The sequence below is a fragment of the Pseudomonas syringae pv. tagetis genome (assembly GCF_022557255.1).
GTDB classification, from domain to species: domain Bacteria; phylum Pseudomonadota; class Gammaproteobacteria; order Pseudomonadales; family Pseudomonadaceae; genus Aquipseudomonas; species Aquipseudomonas caricapapayae.
In genome coordinates this window covers 606,955-624,135 of sequence record NZ_CP092923.1, presented here as the reverse complement: position 1 = coordinate 624,135, position 17,181 = coordinate 606,955, and the positions used below count along the sequence as shown (strand labels likewise).

Here is a 17,181-nt window from a genome sequence, read left to right as displayed (position 1 = left end):
CCTCAGCCACTGCCCAAGGACGCACTCTTATGAGCCGGACAACTGCCCTTCCAGCCTTTCGCTCGCAACCGACCGCCGGATTGCCACGCAGTGGAGTACTTTCAGCATGAGTACTCCCAGCGCGCCGCATACGTCTGTAACTGATCGCTTCGACGAAGTGCTCGCAATGATCAAGGGCGCTCGACAGCAAGCCGCCCAAGCGGTCAATACGCAGCTGATCGAGCTTTACTGGCAAGTAGGCGCTTACATCAGCCGCAAGATTGAAAACGCCTAGTGGGGTGACGCAGTGGTCAACCAGCTTGCCGAACACCTGGCCACAACCCAGCCAGGGCTACGCGGGTTTACGCGCAGCAACCTGTTTCGCATGCGTCAGTTCTATGAGATTTATCGCGCCGAAGAGAAAGTCGCACCACTGGCGCGACAATTATCCTGGTCCCATAACCTGATCATTTTCAGCCAGAGCAAACGGCCCGAAGAGCGCGAGTTCTACTTGAAAATGGCGACTCAGGAAAGGTGGTCAAAACGCGAGCTGGAACGCCAATTCAAAAACGCCCTGTTCGAACGCGTTGTCACCCAGCCCGCCAAAGCCTCGGCGATGCTCAAGGAAACCCGACCGGACGCACTGGATGTGTTCCGTGATGCCTACATGGTGGAATTTCTGGAGCTGCCGTCGGGGCACGCAGAAGCGGACCTGCATGGCGGCTTGCTGCAACGTCTGAAGGATTTTCTGATCGAACTGGGTCGCGACTTCTGCTTTGTCGGCTCAGAGTACGCGCTGCAGATCGGCGGACAGGATTTTGCGCTGGACCTGCTGTTTTTCCATCGTGGCCTCAACTGCCTTGTTGCCATTGAACTCAAGGTCGGCCGCTTTCAGCCGGAATACCTCGGCAAACTGGACTTCTATCTGGAAGCCCTGGACCGGAATGTACGCAAGCCCCATGAGAACCCCGCCATCGGCGTTTTACTCTGCGCCAGCAAAAACGATGAAGTGGTCGAGTACGCTCTGAACCGCTCGCTTTCACCCGCATTGATTGCCGAGTACCAGACCCGACTGCCGGACAGGCAGTTATTGCAAGCGAAACTGCATGAGTTCTACGCGAGCGCCGCCCTGAACGAACAGTGATACCTGTCAGACGCACAGATGCATTACGCTTGCAGGCACCTGAACGGCAGCCTGAATACCCTTCACTTCCCGGAGCCTCCAATGCCGCAAGACAAAGACCCTCGCGCCCACACTGCCCTGTCGCAACGCGGCCGTAGCGCCAGCAGCGGGCCGGGGCTTGCGGTCAATCCGCCGATCGTGCGCCTCAGTACGGTGCTGTTCGACAGCCTTGAGAGCTTGCGACAAGCGGAAATTCGTACCGCAGGGCCAGAGCGCTCGCTGACCTACGGCGCGAATGGCAACCCGACGGCGTTTGCCTTGCAGGACCTGATATCGGAGCTTGAAGCCGCGTACGGCACCTGCCTCTACCCGACCGGGCTGGCGGCAGTGGCGCAGATGTTCCAATCGTTTCTGCGCCCGGGCGATCATGTGCTGATAACCGAGTCGGTCTACGGTCCCGTTCGGCGTCTGGCAAGAACGATGCTTTCGGCCTTCGATATCCAGTTTGATTTCTATGCGGCCGACGGCAGCAATGTGCAATCACTGATCAAGGCCAATACACGGATGATCTATGCCGAAGTCCCGGGCTCACTGACATTCGACATGTGTGACCTGCCAGCCCTGTCACGGATATGCAGGGCCAGAAATCTGCTGCTGGCTGTGGATAACTCATGGGGCTCGGGGGTGCTGTACAAGCCGTTGGAACTGGGCGCGGACATTTCGCTGATGGCCCTGACCAAATACGTGGCCGGGCATTCCGACGTCATGATGGGCAGCGTCAGCACCACTGAGGCGCACTGGAAAACCCTCAGTAGCATGAACACCGCGGTGGGTAATACCGTCAGTCCCGACGATGCTTACCTCGTGCTGCGCGGTGCCCGCAGCCTGGCAGCGCGCATGGCCATGCATGAGCGCCACGCAATGCAGGTCGCGCGATGGTTGCAGGACCAGCCTCAGGTAGCCCGTGTGCTGTATCCCGCATTACCGGACGATCCCGGGCACGCTATCTGGAAGCGCGATTTCCACGGCTGCAACGGTTTGCTCAGCTTCGAGTTCAAAACGCTTGACCGGCAGGTGTCGGACCGTTTTACAGGCGCCTTGAAACTGTTCGGGATCGGTTACTCCTGGGGCGGTTTCGAAAGCCTGATCACTGAGGTCGAGCAGTATGGTCCTGACAAGGGCGTTGGCCCGATGCTGCGGCTGCAGATTGGCCTGGAAAGCCCGGAAGATCTGATCGCTGACCTGCAGAACGGGTTTGCGGCAGGCTGACCGCGACGGTCGCTCACAGAGCGCGGGTCTGTCGCCGTAATTTGCCCAGACGCCATCGCTCTGCTAGTGTCGCGCGGTTTAACCTCTACCGGAAATGCCCTCATGGCCCGCAAGAAAGCTGCACTGGATTTCGAACAGTCACTCGCTGACCTGCAAGCGCTGGTAGAGCGGCTGGAAAATGGCGAGTTGTCGCTGGAAGACTCCCTGACCGCCTTCGAGCAAGGTGTACGCCTGACCCGCGACTGCCAGAGCGCCCTCACCCACGCCGAGCAGAAGGTCCAGGTACTGCTGGAGCGCGATGGCGAACTGAGCGAAGAGCCGTTCGACGATGCGGAACTTCCCGAATGATCGCGAGCTATCAAGCGCAAAGCCAGACCCGCGTCAACGCAGCACTCGAAGAACTTTTTCAGGCACCGGGTCCTGAACTGAACCGCCTTTACGAGGCCATGCGCTACAGCGTGATGAATGGCGGCAAGCGTGTGCGCCCTTTGTTGGCGTACGCGGCATGCGAAGCGCTCGGCGGCGTGGCCGAGGATGCCAACGGTGCCGCTTGCGCCGTTGAACTGATCCATGCCTATTCGCTGGTACACGACGATTTGCCGGCAATGGACGATGACGATCTGCGTCGCGGCCAGCCGACCACGCACAAGGCTTTTGATGAAGCCTGTGCCATCCTCGCAGGCGACGGCCTGCAAAGCCTTGCATTCACCGCGCTGCTCGCGCCACACCTGACGTCACGCGATGCCGAAACGCGTCTGCAGATGGTCGGCACCCTTGCGGCCGCTGCCGGACCGGCAGGAATGGTCGGCGGGCAGGCCATCGACCTGGGCTCAGTGGGGCTGAAGCTCGATCAGGCCGCGCTGGAGTATATGCACCGGCACAAGACCGGCGCGTTGATCGAAGCCAGCGTCCGGCTTGGCGCGCTGGCCAGCGGTCAGGCCGATCAGGTACGCCTCGATGCCCTGCAAGTCTATGCCCGCGCGATCGGTCTGGCCTTTCAGGTTCAGGACGACATTCTCGATGTCGAAAGCGATACTGCAACGCTCGGCAAGCGCCAAGGTGCCGACATCGCTCGTGACAAGCCGACCTACCCGGCGCTGCTGGGCCTGGAAACCGCCAAGAGCTACGCACTGGAGCTGCGCGATCAGGCGCTGCATGCACTGAGCTCTTTCGATGCCGCCGCAGAGCCATTGCGCGAGCTGGCACGCTACATCGTCGAACGCCGTCACTGATCATCGTCAGGCAGAACCCGAAACCGGCTGAATCAACCACTGTTCATCGGGTCTCAGTCATTAAGCGTGTCAGTCGACGGGTCATCCGCCGACTCACTTCATGGGCAGCGTGCGATGCATAAGGTAAACTGCCGCCTCTTTTACTTATAACGATTCGCCTGATGCCCACGACGTTCAAAGAGATTCCCCGCGAGCGCCCGGTCACGCCGTTGCTTGACCGAGCCGATACCCCGCACGGCCTGCGCCGTCTGGGCGAAGCCGAGCTGGAAACCCTGGCCGATGAACTGCGCCTGGAGCTGCTGTATTCCGTTGGCCAGACCGGAGGGCATTTTGGTGCCGGCCTCGGGGTCATCGAGCTGACCATCGCGCTGCATTACGTTTTCGACACCCCGGACGACCGTCTGGTGTGGGACGTGGGTCATCAAGCCTATCCGCACAAGATCCTCACCGGCCGTCGCGCGCGCATGTCCACCCTGCGCCAGAAGGACGGAGTCGCTGCCTTTCCGCGGCGTAGCGAGAGCGAGTACGACACCTTTGGCGTAGGCCACTCCAGCACCTCGATCAGTGCCGCGCTGGGCATGGCGATTGCTTCGCGCCTGCAAGGCAGCGAGCGCAAGTCCATTGCTGTGATCGGCGACGGCGCACTGACTGCCGGCATGGCCTTCGAAGCGCTGAACCATGCGCCGGAAGTGGCGGCCAACATGCTGGTGATTCTCAACGACAACGACATGTCGATCTCGCGCAATGTCGGCGGGCTGTCGAATTATCTGGCCAAGATTCTTTCCAGCCGCACCTACAGCAGCATGCGCGAAGGCAGCAAAAAAGTGCTGTCGCGCTTGCCGGGCGCATGGGAGATCGCACGCCGAACCGAAGAATATGCCAAAGGCATGCTGGTCCCCGGCACGCTCTTCGAAGAGCTGGGCTGGAACTACATCGGCCCTATCGACGGCCACGATCTGCCGACCCTGATCGCCACATTGCGCAACATGCGTGATCTGAAGGGCCCGCAGTTTCTGCACGTCGTGACCAAGAAAGGTAAAGGTTTTGCGCCAGCCGAAGTCGATCCGATCGGTTATCACGCAATTACCAAGCTTGAGCCGCTGAACGCACCTGTCGCCCAGAAGAAGATCAGCGCGCCGAAGTATTCCGGGGTGTTCGGTCAGTGGATCTGCGACATGGCCGAGGCTGACTCACGCTTGGTGGGCATTACGCCGGCGATGAAGGAAGGCTCGGACCTGGTGGCGTTCAGCGAGCGTTTCCCGCAGCGTTACTTTGATGTTGCCATTGCCGAACAACACGCCGTCACACTCGCAGCCGGCATGGCGTGCGAAGGCAGCAAGCCCGTCGTGGCGATCTACTCGACCTTCCTGCAGCGCGGTTACGATCAACTGGTGCATGACGTCGCGGTACAGAACCTCGATGTACTGTTTGCCATCGACCGCGCCGGGCTTGTGGGTGAAGACGGCCCGACTCACGCCGGCAGCTTCGACCTGTCCTACCTGCGCTGCATCCCCGGCATGCTGGTCATGACGCCAAGCGACGAAAACGAACTGCGCAAGCTGCTCAGCACCGGCTACCTGCACACCGGACCTGCGGCAGTGCGCTACCCGCGCGGCACCGGCCCGAACGCAGTGATCGAGGCCAGTCTGGACCCGGTGGAAATTGGCAAGGGTGTTGTGCGTCGGCAGGGTCAGGGCGTTGCGATACTGGTATTTGGCGTACAGCTGAGCGAGGCGCTGGTGGTGGCCGAGAAGCTGGATGCGACGGTAATCGACATGCGTTTCGTCAAGCCTCTGGACGAGGCTCTGGTAAGCGAAGCGGCCGCCAACCACGAGTTGCTGGTCACGCTGGAAGAAAACGCAGTGATGGGCGGTGCGGGTGGTGCGGTCAGCGAATTCCTGGCACGCGCCAATATCCTCAAGTCGGTATTGCACCTGGGCCTGCCGGATGTCTACGTCGAGCATGCCAAGCCTGCGCAGATGCTGGCCGAGTGCGGGCTGGATGCCGCAGGGATTGAAGCGGCGATCAATGAGCGGCTGGCGTTGATTGGCTGAATGATTCAGGTTCCTCACGCGCCAGGCGTGAGGAACGATCACCCCGACCCCGCGAGCAGCAATCCTGATAACATGCTGCGCACTTCGACACTGCCGCGATGCCAGCCGATGCCCCATGTGACCCGCTCCGCCTCCACGCCTGAATTGACCTCGGTGTTCGCTGCCTTGCAGCAGCATTTCATGCAGGTCGTCGTTCCTCTCTGGCAGGGCCCCGGCTGGAACACACAATTGGCATTGCCTTACGAAGCGCTCGACGCAAACGATCAGCCGCTGCCGCCGCAACGCTACCGCGCGATGGCCTGCGCGCGTCAGCTGTTTCTGTTTTCCAGCCTCATCGAGAGTGCCGAAGTACCGAATGCGCGGACTCGGGCCAGCGAGTTGTTTCGCTCGTTACAACAGCATTTCCACGATGCCGAGCATGGCGGCTGGTTCTACAGCATCGATCCGCAGGGCAGACCTCTGGATCGCCGCAAGGACCTTTACACCCACGCCTTCATTATTTTTGCCTGCGCACATTATTGGGCGAAGGTACAGGACCCGCTGGCAGAATCCGTGCTAAATGCGGCGCTCAACGTTGTGGCAGAGCGCTTTGCCGATGATGACGGGCTGTATGAAGCGCAACTCGATGAAGACTGGTCGACGCTGGGCACCGGCCCGCTCCAGAACCCCTTGATGCATCTTGCAGAAGCCTTTCTGGCTACGCTGTCAGTGCGTGCCGACCCTGCAACGCAGTCAGCGCTGGACGCACTGCTTATCCACATGCAGCGCCGTTTTGTCGACACTGCCACTGGGGTAATGCTCGAGAAACCGTTGGGCGCTGTGGATAACTGGTACGAGCCAGGTCATCAGTTCGAGTGGTTCTTCCTGCTGCAATCGTCGCCGGAGCTGCACGGGCGCGAGCTGCACGACTCAATGACCCGCGCATTTACCCACGCTCAGACGCAGGGTGTCGATCCTCAGAGTGGGGCGGTAACTGCGGCGCTGACGCTTGATGGCACAGTGCGCGACGCTACCCAGCGCATCTGGGCTCAGGCGGAATATCTGCGGGCCATGGCCTTGCGGCCGGAATGCGAGACGGGTTTGACGGAGCAACTGTCAGCCTTTGCGCAGCGCTTCCTGCATGCCACGGGCTGGAACGAATGCGTGGAGCCCGATGGCACTGTCAGCCGCAGCGACATGCCTTCGACTACGCCTTACCACCTGGCAACCTGTTACACAGGACTGGCCGATTTTGTCGAAAATCGCTTCGTCAGCGCATTCCCGCCGCCTGCACCTGCAGACAGCTGATCGGGCCGCACTCGCGCGGCCGATCAACAACTCAATCAACCGCGGTTACGATCAATCGCAAACCCGGCCCAGGTCTGGCTGACAGGCATCAGTTCCAGACTGTTGATGTTGACGTGCGCCGGGGTGTTCATGATCCAGAAGATCGTGTCGGCAATGTCCTGAGGCTGGATCGGCTCGGCACCCGCGTAGGTAGCGTCGTACTTGGCCTGATCGCCCCCGAACCGCACCAGCGAGAACTCGCTTTCGCACAGCCCCGGTTCCAGGTTGGTGACACGCACGCCAGTGCCGATCAGGTCGTTGCGCAGATTCAGCGAAAACTGCCCGACAAACGCCTTGGTGCCGCCGTAGACGTTGCCACCCGGATAAGGATAGTTACCGGCCACCGAACCCAGATTGACGATGCTTGCACCGCGACCATGGGCAATCAGGCGTGGCAGTAGCAGGCGCGTGGTGTAGACCAGGCCTTTGACGTTGGTGTCGATCATGGTGTCCCAGTCATCCAGATCGCACTTGGGTGCAGGATCGATGCCCAGCGCCAGACCGGCGTTGTTGATCAGTCCGCGAATGGTGGCAAACTCTTCAGGCAAATCTGCAATGGCGCTCTCCATCGCCTTGCGGTCACGCACGTCCAGCACCAGCGTATGCACCTTGGCCTGCTTCGACAGTTCGGCGCTCAAGGCATCCAGTCGGTCCTTGCGACGACCGGTCAATACCAGCGACCAGCCTGCTTCGGCAAAACGGCGGGCACAGGCCTCACCAAAACCGGAAGTAGCGCCCGTGATGAATACAGTGGAAGTCATTTCGTTCTCCTGACATGGCGCAAAAACAGCCGCGCCTGTTAATAAGTTCTGGCGAGGGCAGCAGAATGCCCGTCAGCGGGACTTCGATGCAACAAGCCCGTGTCTTTGTACAAAAAACAACCAACCTGAGCCAAGCCATACAGCACGGGCCTCGCAGGCAGTTTTGCCCACCTTATCCACAGTCAGGCACACAGTCTCTGGGGGCAAGTCATTACGCTGCAGGTCCCGTGGTTCGAGGCCTCCAGCGGGTCTGGAGAAGTTTTTCCCTTGACTTTGCCCTGCGCCACTATGAAGCCATGTAGCGTCAGAAAACCGTGATGACCTGTAGCCCACACGCAGTAACGTCTGGATCACTATTTCCAAGGCTTGTTAACAGACTTATCCACAGCCTTTGCAACTCAAATACCTGTATGAACGACCAGCCTGGATGCTGTTGACAAATACCCCTGAGAGTTGGTCAAAAACCTTTGTACAAAATTTAACCACACCGCTACAGACCTTATGCATAAAGGGCTGCAGACAAATACTCCCAAGTTATTAACAGCCGGTTCCACAGTAAACCTGAACAAGTCAAAACGGTGACAAAACAACCGTTTGCAGCGGTTTTATGTCGCATGCAGAGGGTTCGTCAAAATTGTTTTCCACAATTGCAAAAAGCGACGCCCCGGATGCAAGAGCATTCGGGGCGCACATTAACAACGGCAGGGTTTTGACGAAATCAGTGTCCACCCAGGTAAGCGTTCCTGACCTCTTCATTTACAAGCAATTCCTTGCCTGTGCCGGACAGTCGGATCTCGCCATTGACCATCACGTAGGCTCGATCAGACAGCTTCAGCGCATGGTTGGCGTTCTGCTCGACCAGAAAGATTGTCATGCCAGTCGCTGCCAGTTCCCGCAGGGTCGAGAAGATCTGTTTGACGATGATCGGTGCCAGCCCCAGGCTTGGCTCATCAAGCAACAACAGCTTTGGACGGCTCATCAGCGCTCGGGCGATAGCGAGCATTTGCTGCTCGCCACCCGACATGGTCATGGCGCGCTGATTGCGGCGTTCCTTGAGCCTGGGGAACAGTTCGAACATGCGCTGCATGTCTTCGGCCGAATGTTTGTCGCCGATAGGGATGGTGCCCATCATCAGGTTTTCTTCGACCGACATGTCGGGAAACACCCGCCGCCCTTCCGGCGACTGCGCAATGCCGTTGGAGGCGATGTAATGCGAGGACTTCTGGGTGATGTCAGTGCCCTGATAGATGATCTGCCCGCTGGCGGCGCGCGGCTGGCCGAAGATCGACATCAACAGCGTGGACTTGCCCGCGCCGTTGGAGCCGATCAGGCTGACGGTTTCGCCCTCGTTTATGTGCAGCGAGACCTTCTTCAAAGCCTGAATCGGCCCGTAAAACACATCGATCTCTTTCAGCTCGAGGATCGGCTTGCTCATACCAGCTCCTCTTCATCAGCGCCCAGATACGCAGCGATCACTTTCGGATCGTTGCGGATCTGTTCCGGCCCGCCAGCGGCAATTACATTGCCGTGGTCGAGCACCACAATATCGTCGGAAATCCCCATGACCATGCCCATGTCGTGCTCGATCAGCACAATGGTCATGTCGTGCTCATCGCGCAGCAAGCGAATCATGCCGCTGAGCGCCTCGGTTTCCTGCGGGTTGAGACCGGCAGCCGGTTCATCCAGGCAAATCACCTGCGGACGCGTGCACATGGCACGGGCGATTTCCAGACGGCGTTGCTGCCCGTAGGACAGCTCGCCCGCCAGACGATTGGCGCAGTCCACCAGGTCCACGACTTCCAGCCAGTAGAACGCCGTATTGAGCGCATCCTCTTCAGCCTTGCGATAGCCTTTGGTATTGAGGATCCCGCTGATCAGGCTGCGGTTGACCCACATGTGCTGGGCAACCAGCAGGTTTTCGACCACCGACATTTCCTTGAACAGGCGAATGTTCTGGAACGTGCGCGCCAGCCCTGCCCTGTTGACCAGATGGGTACCACCGAACATTTTGTAGTACACCCGGCTGAAAAAGCTTTTCGGCGAAACAAAGTCGGTCGCCTTGAACGGCTCGCCCAGCAGCCTGATCACATTGGTGGTCTTGTCGCGGGTGTGCAGTTCGATGCGTCCGCCTGTGGCCTTGTAGAAGCCGGTCAGGCAGTTGAACACGGTGGTCTTGCCTGCGCCGTTGGGGCCGATCAGGGCGAAAATCGAGTTACGGCGGACCTTGAGACTGACGTCGCTGAGGGCCTTGATGCCGCCGAAGTGCATCATCAGGTGCTCGACGGAAAGAATCACTTCATTGCTCATCGCGCACCTCCTTCTGTCACCAGCGCACCCTTGCGCGGTTTCACGCCCGTGCGGCTGATGCGGATCAGCCCGCGTGGGCGCCAGATCATCATCAAGACCATCAGGATACCGAACAGCAGCACGCGGTACTCGGAGAAGCTACGCAACAGTTCAGGCGCAACGGTCAGCACGAACGCAGCGATAACCACACCTACGGTCGACCCCATGCCGCCCAGCACCACAATCGCCAGAATCAGCGCCGACTCGAAAAAGGTAAACGAGGTCGGGTTGACGAAGCCTTGATAGCTGGCAAAAAACACACCGGCCAGCCCCGCTGTCGAAGCGCCGATGGTAAACGCCGACAGCTTGACCAGCACATGATTGAGCCCCATTGAGCGGCAGGCAATCTCGTCCTCGCGCAGGGCTTCCCAGGCGCGGCCGATCGGCATGCGAGTCAGACGATGCTTGATGAATAACACGGCCAGCACGACGAGAAACAGCACGGTGTAGATGAACAGGAATTTCAGGTCCGGGTTGTAGTCGAAACCGAAATATTCATGGATCGGAACGCCACCGTCCTTGGCGCGACGCCCGAACTCCAGGCCGAAGAACGTCGGCGACGGCACAGGCACGCCATTCGGACCGCCTGTAAACGACAGCCAGTTATTGAGCACCAGACGAATGATCTCACCAAAACCCAGCGTCACGATGGCCAGATAGTCGCCGTGCATGCGCAACACCGGAAAACCCAGAATACATCCGGCAAGTGCTGCGGCAATTGCCGCCAGCGGCAGCGCCGACCAGAAGCCCAGCCCGAGATACTGATAGCCGAGTGCCAGACCGTAGGCCCCGATGGCGTAAAACGCCACATAGCCAAGATCGAGCAGGCCAGCCAGACCGACCACGATGTTCAGGCCCAGACCCAACAATACGTAGATGAGCCCGAGGATGACCACGGTCAGGATGTACTTGTTGGCGAAGATCGGGAACACAATGGCAATCACGATCAGTATCGGAATGATCCAGTACAGGCTCGATTTATGATCGGGCTTGAGTACATGCACACCCGAGTCGGAGCTTTCAAAGCTCTGGGAAACACGTATGCCTCTGGGCGTTTGCAGGAACAGGCTGAGCAGAAAACGCCCGACCATGACCACGGCCACCAGCCAGGCGACGCGGGTCGGCTGCAGGTTGAAGCTGTAGCCATCGAGCACGATACCGACGATGGGACCGAACACGATCAGGGCAAGCAGCCCTGCGACCACGGCATCGATCAGGCTTTTCTTGATTTCGACAGGTTTGGGGACAGGAGCAGCAACAGGAACGGACATACTTATACCTTCGCCACAAGTGGGCGACCCAGCAGGCCTTGGGGACGGAAGATCAGGATCAGCACCAACAGGCCAAAACTGAACACGTCTTTGTAATCGGAGTTGATCAGCCCGGAGAACTGCGACTCGGCAACCCCCAGGATCAAACCGCCCAACATGGCGCCCGGCAACGAGCCGATCCCGCCCAGCACGGCGGCAGTGAATGCCTTGATGCCGATAATGAATCCGGCATAGAAGTCGAACGTGCCGTAGTTCATGGTGATCAGTACACCGGCCAGCGCAGCCAGCGCAGCACCGATGATGAACACGTAGGAAATAACCCGGTCAGTGTTGATACCGAGGATCGACGCCATCTTGCGGTCCTGCTGCGTGGCGCGGCACATACGGCCCAGCTTGGTGTATTTGATGATGTAGGTCAGCACGCCCATGCCGACAAAAGCGGCGATGAGGATGAAGATTTTGGTGTAGGTGATCTGCACGAAGCCGCTACCGATTTCAAAGCGCCACGCACCTTCGAGCAGTGTAGGCACGCCTTGCTGGCGCGCACCCTGGCTGATCTGTGCGTAGTTCTGCAGGATCAGGGAAATACCGATAGCGCTGATCAACGGTGCCAGCCGGGTCGAGTTGCGCAGCGGCTTGTAAGCCACACGTTCGATAACAAACCCGTACACGCCCGTCACCACAATGGTGAAAATCAGCGTGCCGAGAATCAGGAATGGAAACGACTCCAGTCCGAAGAAAGACAGAACCGCGAGACCGATGGCGGCCAGGTAGGCGGAAATCATGTACACGTCGCCGTGGGCGAAGTTGATCATGCCGATGATGCCGTAGACCATCGTATAGCCGATGGCGATAAGGCCATAGACGGACCCGAGGGTGAGTCCGTTGACCATTTGTTGCAGGAAGATTCCATCCATCACGCACGCTCACACTGAAAGGCAGCTCGGCACCCTGCCGATCACACCCTCGTGAGGCGCGACCGTCAGGTCCGAAAACGATAAAAAAGATGCGGGCTCGCTCATGGGCGAGCCCATCACCGGGTCAACACCTGGAAGGCAGGGCTGACAGGGCCTGTCTCACTTCTGTTTTTCGAGCTGCTTGTATTTGCCGACGGCGTCCCACTGGTAGACCACATAATCGGAGACTTTCAGGTCGCCTTTGCTATCCCAAGCCTTTTCACCCATGACGGTCTTGACCGGGTTGGCCTTGAGCCACTCGGCAGCCTTGTCGCCCTTGTTGGATTTGGCACCGTTGAAACCGGCAGCCAGGGCCTGTATGGAAGCGTAGGCGTAGAGGGTATAGCCTTCAGGCTCATAACCGGACTTGCGGAACTCGTCCACAACCGCCTTGCTGTCCGGCAGAACGCGCGGATCGGCCCCGAAGGTCATGTAGACGCCGTCAACGTACTGCGCACCACCGGCAGTGGTGACCAGTTCGTCAGTCACGATGCCGTCATCGGACATGAACCGGACATCCTTGAGGCCCTGCTCGCGCATCTGACGTACAAGTGGGCCGGCTTCCGGGTGCAGGCCGCCGAAGTAAACGACGTCAGCACCGGTCGAACGAATCTTCGTGACCAGAGCACTGAAATCTTTCTCGCCACGGGTCAGACCCTCTTCGAGGATCGGCTTGACGCCACGCTTGGTCAACTGAGCGGCCGTTGCGTCCGCGAGGCCCTTGCCGTAGGTGTCCTTGTCATTGATGACGGCGACTTTCTTGCCTTTGAGCACGTCGACGATGTAGTCCCCCGCAACGACACCCTGCTGGTCATCGCGACCGCACATGCGGAACATATCTTTCAGACCACGCTCGGTCACTGTCGGGTTGGTCGAGCCGGGCGTAATGGCAATCACGCCTGCTTCGTCATAGATTTCAGACGCCGGGATGGTTGACGACGAGCAGAAGTGCCCGACCACGCCAATCACCTTGTCCTGATCCACCAGGCGGTTGGCAATTGCCACGGCCTGCTTGGGCTCACAAGCGTCATCGCCCGAGACCAGTACGATTTTCTCCCCGTTGACCCCCCCTGCCGCATTGATCGCATCGGCTGCTGCCTGCGCGCCCTTCATGTACTGCTGACCAAACGACGCGTTCGCGCCGGTCATTGGGCCCGCTACGCCGATTTTCACGTCCGCCTGTGCAAACGAAGACACGCCCAATGCAGTAGCCACTGCGATTGCCAGAAAACCTTTCCTGTAAAACGTATGCGACATAAGTGGTGCTCCTGAGGGTATTTTTTTAGTTGGCACTTTCATGATCGAACAGATACAGAGTTGCTCAGAGCAAGGCGCGTGCCATCGCTTTTTGGTTGAGGGCGATGTCGTGTTTTTCGTGTCGTTCCATCATTCAACGCCGCGCAACAGGGCACCGTGGTTACTTCGGGCGCGCAAGGTGCAACCTCGGAAGAGAAAAGAGCAACCCACGCGCACTCTAGTAGCAACCAGTGCATGCCATGATGGGCAACCCACCTGTAACAGCACACGTCACCGAAATGCACACGCCCGGTGCGCGAACGCTACGAGACGCACCATTTAAGGCTCGCGGACTCAACGGCAGTTGCCGGAGTCGACGCCAGATTCTGCAACGCGCACCCCGCTAGGGAAGTAATAACCTCCCTGCCTACACCCGACAAATGACGTTTAAGCGAGATATCATTCCGATTATTCATAACGCCCAGTACCCTCGCGCCGCAAACAGAGAAGCCATCATGCTGAACAAACGTCATCTGCCTTCGATAGCCGCCTTGCAATGCTTTGAGGCGGTGACCCGGCATTTGAGCTTCACCCGCGCAGCCGAAGAACTCAACCTGACTCAGAGCGCCGTCAGCAAACAGGTGGCGCAGCTCGAAGAACTGGTGCAGCACTTGTTGTTTCAGCGGGTCCGCCGTCGCCTGCAACTGACACCAGCCGGTGCGCTGTACCTGGCCGAAGTGCGCAAGATTCTGACCCAGATAGAGATGTCCACCCACTTCCTGCGCTCCTATGGTGGAGAAACCGAAGTGCTGCGGGTTTCCACGCCTTCGACGTTCGGTGCCCGCTGGCTGGTGCCGCGCCTGAAGGGATGGCGTTTGCGTCACCCGCATATTCACCTCGACCTGATCAACGAACAGGAGTCCGACGATCTGATCAAAGGCCGGTGTGACGTGTCGTTCTATTTCGGCCAGGCTGCCATCCCCGGTGCCGAAAGCGTGAAGCTGTTTGGCGAGGAACTGGTGGCGGTGTGCTCACCTGAAAGCCTGCCGGATACGCCGCTCACTGACCCGACTCAACTGAGCGAACTGGTCCTGCTGCAGAATGCATTCCGCCCCGAGGCATGGCACGAATGGTTCGAAAGTCAGGGCTATCACACCGACCACAGCTATCACGGGCCGCGCTTTGAAACGTTCTATATGTGCATCCGCGCTGCCCAGGTCGGTTGCGGCGTCGCACTGTTGCCACGCTTTCTGGTGGAGGAAGAACTGGCCGAGGGCAAGCTGGCGATTGCATGGGATTACGCATTGCCCAGCACTAACAGCGCCTATTACCTGTCCTATCCGGAACACACTGCCGACGTGCCTAAAATCCGGGTTTTTCTGCAGTGGATGCTGGAACAGTTGGATCAACCGGCACGTTAAGGGCGACAATGTACCCCCATCCGGCCGTGAGCCTTCCGCGATGAAAGACAGGAAATCACGCGCCCACCGTTATCCGGCTGCTCTGGAGACCCCCATTTGATAAACGAGAGCGCCTTCTCCGATCGCATCGTGCAAAGTCTGCTCGATACCGACTTCTACAAGCTGACCATGATGCAGGCGGTACTGCACAACTACCCCAACGTGGATGTTGAATGGGAGTTTCGCTGCCGCAACGGGGAGGATCTTCGCCCCTACCTGGACGAGATCAGGCACCAGATCGAGCTGTTGTGCGAACTCTCCCTGAGCCCCGAACACTTAGCTTTTCTAGAACGCATCACATTCCTCAAACCAGATTTTCTAAGGTTTCTGGGGCTGTTCCGCTTCAACACCCGCTATGTGAAAACCAGCATCGAAAACGATGAGCTGTGCATTCGCCTGCACGGTCCCTGGCTGCATGTCATCCTGTTCGAAGTACCCCTGCTGGCGATCGTCAGCGAGGTGCGCAACCGGCATCGTTATCCGGACACCCTGCTCATCCAGGCGCGCGACCGCCTGTACGACAAGTTCGAATGGCTGACCACCCACGCCACGGCCGATGAACTGGCCGAACTGAAAGTGGCGGACTTCGGGACCCGCAGACGGTTTTCCTATCGGGTGCAGGAAGAAGTGCTTGGCGTGCTCAAGCAAGACTTTCCAGGCCAGTTCGTTGGCACCAGCAATGTGCATCTGGCGCGCCAGCTTGACCTGAAACCATTGGGCACAATGGCTCACGAGTGGATCATGGCCCATCAGCAACTGGGACCGCGGCTGATCGACAGCCAGATTGCCGCGCTCGATTGCTGGGTCCGCGAGTACCGCGGTCTGCTGGGCATCGCCCTGACAGACTGCATTACCACTGACGCATTTCTGAATGACTTCGATCTGTACTTCGCGAAACTGTTCGACGGTCTGCGTCATGATTCGGGCGACCCGGTGAAGTGGGCCGAAAAATGCATCTCGCATTACCAGAAGCTCGGTATTGATCCGATGAGCAAGACGCTGGTGTTTTCCGACGGTCTGAACCTGCCCAAGGCACTCGATATCTTTCGGGCGCTGCGCGGACGTATCAATGTGAGCTTCGGCATCGGCACTAATCTGACCGCCGACATACCCGGCATCGCGCCCATGAACATGGTGCTGAAAATGACAGCATGTGCCGGTCAGGCCGTGGCGAAGATTTCCGACGAACCCGGCAAAACGCAGTGCAAGGACCCCAATTTTGTCGCCTACATGCGGCATGTGTTCAAGGTGCCGGATTTGCCGAGCCCAGAAAAACCAGCTTGAATTGTCCTATTTACGAGGAGTGAATCATGCACGCCGTACAGCGCCAGATTGCTGAACAGCTCAAGGTCCAGCCACCTTTCGCGGACCAGACCGCGCTGCAGGCCGAGGTTGCCCGCCGCGTCAACTTCATCAAGGAGTGTCTGCTGAACGCACGGCTCAAAACGCTGGTGCTTGGCATCAGTGGCGGTGTCGATTCGCTGACGGCCGGCCTGCTAGCGCAGCGCGCGGTCAAGGAACTGCGTGCAAGCACGGGTGACGATAGCTATCGCTTCATCGCGGTGCGACTGCCTTATGTGGTCCAGGCCGATGAGCACGAAGCGCAGGCCTCTGTCGACTTCATCGAGCCGGACGAGCGTCATACCATCAACATTGGCTCCAGCGTCAAGGCGCTGGCTGCGGAAGTGAAGGCGTTCGACGGGCTACCGGCCAGCTCGGTGGATTTCGTGCTCGGCAACACCAAGGCGCGCATGCGTATGGTCGCCCAGTACACGGTGGCCGGGGCCTATCACGGGCTGGTGATCGGCACTGACCACGCTGCCGAAGCGGTCATGGGTTTCTTCACCAAGTTTGGTGACGGCGCATGCGATCTGGCACCGTTGAGCGGCCTGGTGAAAAATCAGGTACGCGCCATCGCCCGCCATTTCGGCGCACCGGAATCACTGGTCGAGAAAGTGCCGACGGCGGATCTGGAAGACCTCTCCCCCGGCAAACCGGACGAAGCCTCGCACGGCGTGACCTACGCCGAGATCGATGCCTTCCTGCACGGCGAACCGGTGCGCGAGGAAGCCTTCAAAATCATCTGCGAAACCTACGCCAAGACCCAGCACAAACGCGAGCTGCCTTACGCGCCTTGAGCGGATTCGTGCAGAAACGAGATAGCTCTA

Annotated in this window: 14 protein-coding genes and 1 pseudogene; 9 read left to right on the top strand and 6 right to left on the bottom strand. The window is 59.0% G+C overall.

Annotated features, from left to right (window positions below):
* The first annotated feature begins 106 nt into the window (after window positions 1–106).
* The 6 genes and pseudogenes from MME58_RS02680 (at window position 107) to MME58_RS02655 (ending at window position 6,944) form a co-directional block, all read left to right on the top strand.
* A pseudogene (locus MME58_RS02680) lies at window positions 107–1,123 on the top strand (PDDEXK nuclease domain-containing protein).
* 81 nt (window positions 1,124–1,204) lie between these two features.
* On the top strand, window positions 1,205–2,371 hold the full coding sequence (metC, locus tag MME58_RS02675; RefSeq protein ID WP_055007012.1) for a cystathionine beta-lyase: 1,167 nt from the start codon (window positions 1,205–1,207) through the stop codon (window positions 2,369–2,371).
* A gap of 102 nt (window positions 2,372–2,473) precedes the next feature.
* Window positions 2,474–2,719 (top strand): exodeoxyribonuclease VII small subunit, encoded by a 246-nt coding sequence (locus MME58_RS02670; RefSeq protein ID WP_054986038.1) that lies wholly within the window; start codon window positions 2,474–2,476, stop codon window positions 2,717–2,719.
* On the top strand, window positions 2,716–3,603 hold the full coding sequence (locus tag MME58_RS02665) for a polyprenyl synthetase family protein (protein ID WP_055007013.1): 888 nt from the start codon (window positions 2,716–2,718) through the stop codon (window positions 3,601–3,603). The genes MME58_RS02670 and MME58_RS02665 overlap by 4 nt, the downstream gene beginning before the upstream one ends.
* A 161-nt stretch (window positions 3,604–3,764) precedes the next feature.
* Window positions 3,765–5,657 (top strand): 1-deoxy-D-xylulose-5-phosphate synthase, encoded by a 1,893-nt coding sequence (dxs, locus tag MME58_RS02660; protein WP_122239363.1) that lies wholly within the window; start codon window positions 3,765–3,767, stop codon window positions 5,655–5,657.
* Between the two features lie 72 nt (window positions 5,658–5,729).
* Window positions 5,730–6,944: an AGE family epimerase/isomerase gene (locus tag MME58_RS02655; RefSeq protein WP_055005476.1), complete on the top strand. Its 1,215-nt coding sequence runs from the start codon at window positions 5,730–5,732 to the stop codon at window positions 6,942–6,944.
* Window positions 6,945–6,979: 35 nt separating this feature from the next.
* On the opposite strand, the gene MME58_RS02650 is transcribed toward MME58_RS02655, so the two are convergent.
* The 6 genes from MME58_RS02650 to MME58_RS02625 form a co-directional block, all read right to left on the bottom strand.
* Entirely contained in the window at window positions 6,980–7,744 is a 765-nt protein-coding gene (locus MME58_RS02650; RefSeq protein WP_054986041.1) for an SDR family oxidoreductase, read from the bottom strand.
* Between the two features lie 718 nt (window positions 7,745–8,462).
* Complete coding sequence (locus MME58_RS02645) at window positions 8,463–9,179, bottom strand: ABC transporter ATP-binding protein (protein WP_003317226.1); 717 nt, start codon at window positions 9,177–9,179, stop codon at window positions 8,463–8,465.
* Entirely contained in the window at window positions 9,176–10,051 is an 876-nt protein-coding gene (locus MME58_RS02640; RefSeq protein ID WP_004654666.1) for an ABC transporter ATP-binding protein, read from the bottom strand. Before MME58_RS02640 ends, MME58_RS02645 begins: the two co-directional genes overlap by 4 nt.
* A complete protein-coding gene (gene livM, locus MME58_RS02635; RefSeq protein ID WP_055005471.1) occupies window positions 10,048–11,361 on the bottom strand; it encodes a high-affinity branched-chain amino acid ABC transporter permease LivM in 1,314 nt (437 codons plus the stop codon). The genes MME58_RS02640 and livM overlap by 4 nt, the downstream gene beginning before the upstream one ends.
* A gap of 2 nt (window positions 11,362–11,363) precedes the next feature.
* Entirely contained in the window at window positions 11,364–12,278 is a 915-nt protein-coding gene (locus MME58_RS02630) for an ABC transporter permease subunit (RefSeq protein WP_055005470.1), read from the bottom strand.
* Window positions 12,279–12,437: 159 nt separating this feature from the next.
* Window positions 12,438–13,574, bottom strand: coding sequence for a branched-chain amino acid ABC transporter substrate-binding protein (locus tag MME58_RS02625; RefSeq protein WP_054986044.1), 1,137 nt, complete (start codon window positions 13,572–13,574; stop codon window positions 12,438–12,440).
* Window positions 13,575–14,068: 494 nt separating this feature from the next.
* On the opposite strand from MME58_RS02625, the gene MME58_RS02620 reads away from it, so the two are divergent.
* The 3 genes from MME58_RS02620 to nadE all read left to right on the top strand — a co-directional run bounded on the left by MME58_RS02620 (window position 14,069) and on the right by nadE (window position 17,151).
* Window positions 14,069–14,974 carry a LysR substrate-binding domain-containing protein gene (locus tag MME58_RS02620; protein ID WP_054986045.1) on the top strand — a complete coding sequence of 302 codons (906 nt, stop codon included), beginning with the start codon at window positions 14,069–14,071 and terminating at the stop codon, window positions 14,972–14,974.
* A 99-nt stretch (window positions 14,975–15,073) separates the two neighbouring features.
* Window positions 15,074–16,297 (top strand): nicotinate phosphoribosyltransferase, encoded by a 1,224-nt coding sequence (gene pncB / locus MME58_RS02615; RefSeq protein WP_054986062.1) that lies wholly within the window; start codon window positions 15,074–15,076, stop codon window positions 16,295–16,297.
* 26 nt (window positions 16,298–16,323) lie between these two features.
* Complete coding sequence (gene nadE, locus MME58_RS02610; RefSeq protein WP_055005469.1) at window positions 16,324–17,151, top strand: ammonia-dependent NAD(+) synthetase; 828 nt, start codon at window positions 16,324–16,326, stop codon at window positions 17,149–17,151.
* Window positions 17,152–17,181 lie beyond the last annotated feature (30 nt).

Coding starts and splice junctions, on each gene's coding strand:
- metC (WP_055007012.1), top strand. CDS start 1,205: ATGCCGCAAGACAAAGACCCTCGCGCCCACACTGCCCTGTCGCAACGC.
- MME58_RS02670 (WP_054986038.1), top strand. CDS start 2,474: ATGGCCCGCAAGAAAGCTGCACTGGATTTCGAACAGTCACTCGCTGAC.
- MME58_RS02665 (WP_055007013.1), top strand. CDS start 2,716: ATGATCGCGAGCTATCAAGCGCAAAGCCAGACCCGCGTCAACGCAGCA.
- dxs (WP_122239363.1), top strand. CDS start 3,765: ATGCCCACGACGTTCAAAGAGATTCCCCGCGAGCGCCCGGTCACGCCG.
- MME58_RS02655 (WP_055005476.1), top strand. CDS start 5,730: ATGCTGCGCACTTCGACACTGCCGCGATGCCAGCCGATGCCCCATGTG.
- MME58_RS02650 (WP_054986041.1), bottom strand. CDS start 7,744: ATGACTTCCACTGTATTCATCACGGGCGCTACTTCCGGTTTTGGTGAG.
- MME58_RS02645 (WP_003317226.1), bottom strand. CDS start 9,179: ATGAGCAAGCCGATCCTCGAGCTGAAAGAGATCGATGTGTTTTACGGG.
- MME58_RS02640 (WP_004654666.1), bottom strand. CDS start 10,051: ATGAGCAATGAAGTGATTCTTTCCGTCGAGCACCTGATGATGCACTTC.
- livM (WP_055005471.1), bottom strand. CDS start 11,361: ATGTCCGTTCCTGTTGCTGCTCCTGTCCCCAAACCTGTCGAAATCAAG.
- MME58_RS02630 (WP_055005470.1), bottom strand. CDS start 12,278: ATGGATGGAATCTTCCTGCAACAAATGGTCAACGGACTCACCCTCGGG.
- MME58_RS02625 (WP_054986044.1), bottom strand. CDS start 13,574: ATGTCGCATACGTTTTACAGGAAAGGTTTTCTGGCAATCGCAGTGGCT.
- MME58_RS02620 (WP_054986045.1), top strand. CDS start 14,069: ATGCTGAACAAACGTCATCTGCCTTCGATAGCCGCCTTGCAATGCTTT.
- nadE (WP_055005469.1), top strand. CDS start 16,324: ATGCACGCCGTACAGCGCCAGATTGCTGAACAGCTCAAGGTCCAGCCA.